The organism is Allorhodopirellula solitaria (assembly GCF_007859855.1).
In the GTDB taxonomy this organism is placed as follows: Bacteria; Planctomycetota; Planctomycetia; order Pirellulales; family Pirellulaceae; genus Rhodopirellula; species Rhodopirellula solitaria.
In genome coordinates this window covers 720,356-723,850 of the sequence record NZ_SJPK01000004.1, presented here as the reverse complement: position 1 = coordinate 723,850, position 3,495 = coordinate 720,356, and the positions used below count along the sequence as shown (strand labels likewise).

General features: G+C 54.0%; 5 protein-coding genes. 4 read left to right on the top strand and 1 reads right to left on the bottom strand.

What is annotated here, in order from left to right:
• Positions 1-134: 134 nt before the first annotated feature.
• The 4 genes from CA85_RS11400 (at position 135) to CA85_RS11385 (ending at position 3,244) form a co-directional block, all read left to right on the top strand.
• Positions 135-596 carry a DUF6389 family protein gene (locus tag CA85_RS11400; protein ID WP_146391416.1) on the top strand — a complete coding sequence of 154 codons (462 nt, stop codon included), beginning with the start codon at positions 135-137 and terminating at the stop codon, positions 594-596.
• Positions 597-801: 205 nt separating this feature from the next.
• A complete protein-coding gene (locus CA85_RS11395) occupies positions 802-1,263 on the top strand; it encodes a DUF6389 family protein (RefSeq protein ID WP_146391416.1) in 462 nt (153 codons plus the stop codon).
• A 223-nt stretch (positions 1,264-1,486) separates the two neighbouring features.
• Positions 1,487-2,485, top strand: coding sequence for a DUF1963 domain-containing protein (locus tag CA85_RS11390; protein ID WP_146391415.1), 999 nt, complete (start codon positions 1,487-1,489; stop codon positions 2,483-2,485).
• Between the two features lie 159 nt (positions 2,486-2,644).
• Positions 2,645-3,244, top strand: a complete 600-nt coding sequence (locus CA85_RS11385; protein WP_146391414.1) for a hypothetical protein — start codon at positions 2,645-2,647, stop codon at positions 3,242-3,244.
• 13 nt (positions 3,245-3,257) lie between these two features.
• Here the strand turns inward: CA85_RS11385 and CA85_RS24875 are convergent.
• Positions 3,258-3,495, bottom strand: a 238-nt coding sequence (locus CA85_RS24875) for a hypothetical protein (protein WP_186774876.1), incomplete at its 5' end; no start/stop codon positions are given.

Below are 3,495 nucleotides of genomic sequence, written 5' to 3'. Positions count from 1 at the left end.
CATGGTTTTTACGCTAGGCCTTCGGCACACCTTCGCTCTTTGGCAACGGGCGATAGCTTTGGTAGAATTTCCGCAGTTCAGACATCGTTCGCTTCGTTCAGGGCGGTGTCGTAAAAACCTTCCGTTATGCGGCCATGTCCGAATCTGAATTCATCGCTGAACTGACTGTTGTCCTCGACGGGCAATCCGACACCGCACGTGCGCAGATTCCGTTGCTGCTCGCATCGCTGCCCGAACCTGCAACTCGCCTCGACTTGCAGGTTTTCCCCGCACAGGATGGCGACGGCTTCTTCACCGTTCGCGCTTCGGTTGACGGCCCAAACTTGTACGTCATCAACAAGGCCATCGACACTTACGCCGATCTGTTCGACGCCAAATACACCGAAAATGGCGTCCAACCGCCAATCCCAATCGTGGACTGCTTCGATGTGGACTATCCCGTCAACGACATCGTGGTCGATTGCGCCGCAAACTGGCTGCGAACGGTTTGGCAATCGCTTGGCAACATTGAATGCCGAGTTCCAGTCGTCATCGTTGGGAATGACGGATACGGAACTGTCACGCCAGTCGAACTCCACTCTGGCGCTGCCGCATAACATGGTTTTTACGCTAGTCGCGGCTGTCGTCGTTGGAGAATCTTTCGGTGGGCAACGCCGTTCGATTCGGTGACGATCCATCTGGTGCAACCCCGCGAACGCCTACGATCTTTGGCTACGTGCGTTCAGTTGGTACAATGATTGGTGTGCGACGTTTTCCGCTTCGATCAGAACCGGCGTCGTAAAAACCTTCCGTTATGCGGCCATGTCCGAATCTGAATTCATCGCTGAACTGACTGTTGTCCTCGACGGGCAATCCGACACCGCACGTGCGCAGATTCCGTTGCTGCTCGCATCGCTGCCCGAACCTGCAACTCGCCTCGACTTGCAGGTTTTCCCCGCACAGGATGGCGACGGCTTCTTCACCGTTCGCGCTTCGGTTGACGGCCCAAACTTGTACGTCATCAACAAGGCCATCGACACTTACGCCGATCTGTTCGACGCCAAATACACCGAAAATGGCGTCCAACCGCCAATCCCAATCGTGGACTGCTTCGATGTGGACTATCCCGTCAACGACATCGTGGTCGATTGCGCCGCAAACTGGCTGCGAACGGTTTGGCAATCGCTTGGCAACATTGAATGCCGAGTTCCAGTCGTCATCGTTGGGAATGACGGATACGGAACTGTCACGCCAGTCGAACTCCACTCTGGCGCTGCCGCATAACATGGTTTTTACGCTAGTCGCGGCTGTCGTCGTTGGAGAATCTTTCGGTGGGCAACGCCGTTCGATTCGGTGACGATCCATCTGGTGCAACCCCGCGAACGCCTACGATCTTTGGCTACGTGCGTTCAGTTGGTACAATGATTGGTGTGCGACGTTTTCCGCTTCGATCAGAACCGGCGTCGTAAAAACCTTCCGTTAGCCGCCGCCAGTCTTCTCTGAAATCATGCCTGAACTTTCACCGACGCTTTTGAAATCCCTCAACAAAGCGATCGCGAGTCACAACCTTGAATCGGTTGGTGACGCTATCCGTGCCAACGCAGCACCGTGCCTGTCGATCGCTGCCACTGAAACAGATGATTTTTCCACGACTGGCAATACGCGGTTTGGTGGTGAACCCGATCTCCCGAAAGATGCGTCCTGGCCCACTGACCCCGACGACAATGCCCGCTTTGCGAACTTCGTCGCACAAATCAATTTCGCCGAACTACCGAACGTTGACGGTGATGACGTTCTTCCAAAAACGGGCGTTCTGTACATCTTTGTTCGCTTCATGGAGGCTGCAGCCAGTCCTGCCATCCTTGACACAATCTTCTACGACGGAGACACCGCGCAGTTAGAACGTCGCTCGAATCCGCCAAATGAATCCCTGTGCAACGAATACCTCGTTGACTTAATTCCGCAACGAATTTCTGCTGTCCCGTCGGTTTCAATTCCTAGCTATCGCAAGCAGTTTCGTTCTCACGTCGAACAGAACACGGCCGAAGTTGACGGCGATGACGGTGAAATGCGATTGATGGACCTTGAATCTGACTTGTGTGCTGATGGGCAAATTGGACAGTTGCTTGGATTTGCCAATCCTGGTGACGACCAGGAGAACCTCTATCGGCAGGTGGTGCTCGCTCTACTTGGCAAACGCCCGCTCGTCTACAACGACTACTGGGATTCGATGGAAGAATACGAGGCTTACATTGAAGAATGGCGTGATGACAAGAGCCTAGTCGCAATGTATCGTGACATGCATGATGGTGTTGTGTGGCTTACTTCAAATCGCGAGATGATTCAATCGCATGTTGATGAATGGCGTTTGCTGTTGAGAGTTGACTCCAACTTCGAGATGAATCTCAGTATCAACGATGCAGACCCGATGTACGTTTTCATCCGCAACGAAGATTTGGCGAATCGCGATTTCTCAAACCTCGCCTGCGAGGTCACTCAGGGGTAGGCGGCGGCTAACATGGTTTTTACGCTAGGCCTTCGGCACACCTTCCTTGGTTGGTCACGCGGGCTGGCATTGGTACAATGTTTCGTAGTTCAGACATCGCTCGCTTCGTTTTAGGGCGGTGTCGTAAAAACCTTCCGTTAGCCGCCCCTAGTTGATTGCATGTTCCAACCTTCTTGGGTCACTGAGCAATGCCTCGCGTTCGGTGCTTTCAACTGCTGCGGTGACGAAGACCTTCTCCCCTTCAAGTGCGTTCATTGTGGCACGCTCTTCGTGCTATGCTGCGAATGCGAGACGCTCTACACCGATCTCTATGATCTCACGCAACGACGTTTCCCGAATCTGGACGATTACTCGTGCCCCAGTTGTTCCCGCGAGTTCGGCGACATCTTTCGCGACCCCGTGCATCGCACGGCGTTCCCCGAATGGGACTCTGCACAACTTGCCCATCTGATCTCGGTTCCGCCCCGTGACGATTTCATCCAGATTCTCACTGCATCCACCGATCAGATGATTGATTTCCTCTCGCGTGGCATGCGTTCGACCGCTCGGCAACGGTCGCTTGAATTCCGCATCTTCGCTGAATCAATTGTTCAACCTCTCGAATCGCACGCTTCGCAACGTGATACCGCGTATGCTCATTGCGATGGCCTGACCCTAAAACAAGCGTCACAATGGCTCTCGACTCTTGATCCGTTGGATCGTGCGTTTGCCACACTTGGCGTTTTGGATCGCTTTATCCCAGAGGTCCGGGGCGGCTAACATGGTTTTTACGCTAGGCCTTCGGCACACCTTCCTTGTTTGGCGACGCGGACTGGCCTTGGTAGAATCTTTCGTAGTTCAGACGCCGTTCGCTTCGTTCAGGGCGGTGTCGTAAAAACCTTCCGTTAAACGACCTCAGGTAACCGTGACCGACCAAGCATCCGAACGTCTCGACAACGATCACCCCGATGTTGACTTCGGCCCGCTTCGTCTTTACCGCGTCATCACCGGTGACATCGCGACCAACCATG

Bases quoted from the DNA above. Each gene is read 5' to 3' on its own strand.
- CA85_RS11400 (WP_146391416.1), top strand. From the start codon at position 135: ATGTCCGAATCTGAATTCATCGCTGAACTGACTGTTGTCCTCGACGGG.
- CA85_RS11395 (WP_146391416.1), top strand. From the start codon at position 802: ATGTCCGAATCTGAATTCATCGCTGAACTGACTGTTGTCCTCGACGGG.
- CA85_RS11390 (WP_146391415.1), top strand. From the start codon at position 1,487: ATGCCTGAACTTTCACCGACGCTTTTGAAATCCCTCAACAAAGCGATC.
- CA85_RS11385 (WP_146391414.1), top strand. From the start codon at position 2,645: ATGTTCCAACCTTCTTGGGTCACTGAGCAATGCCTCGCGTTCGGTGCT.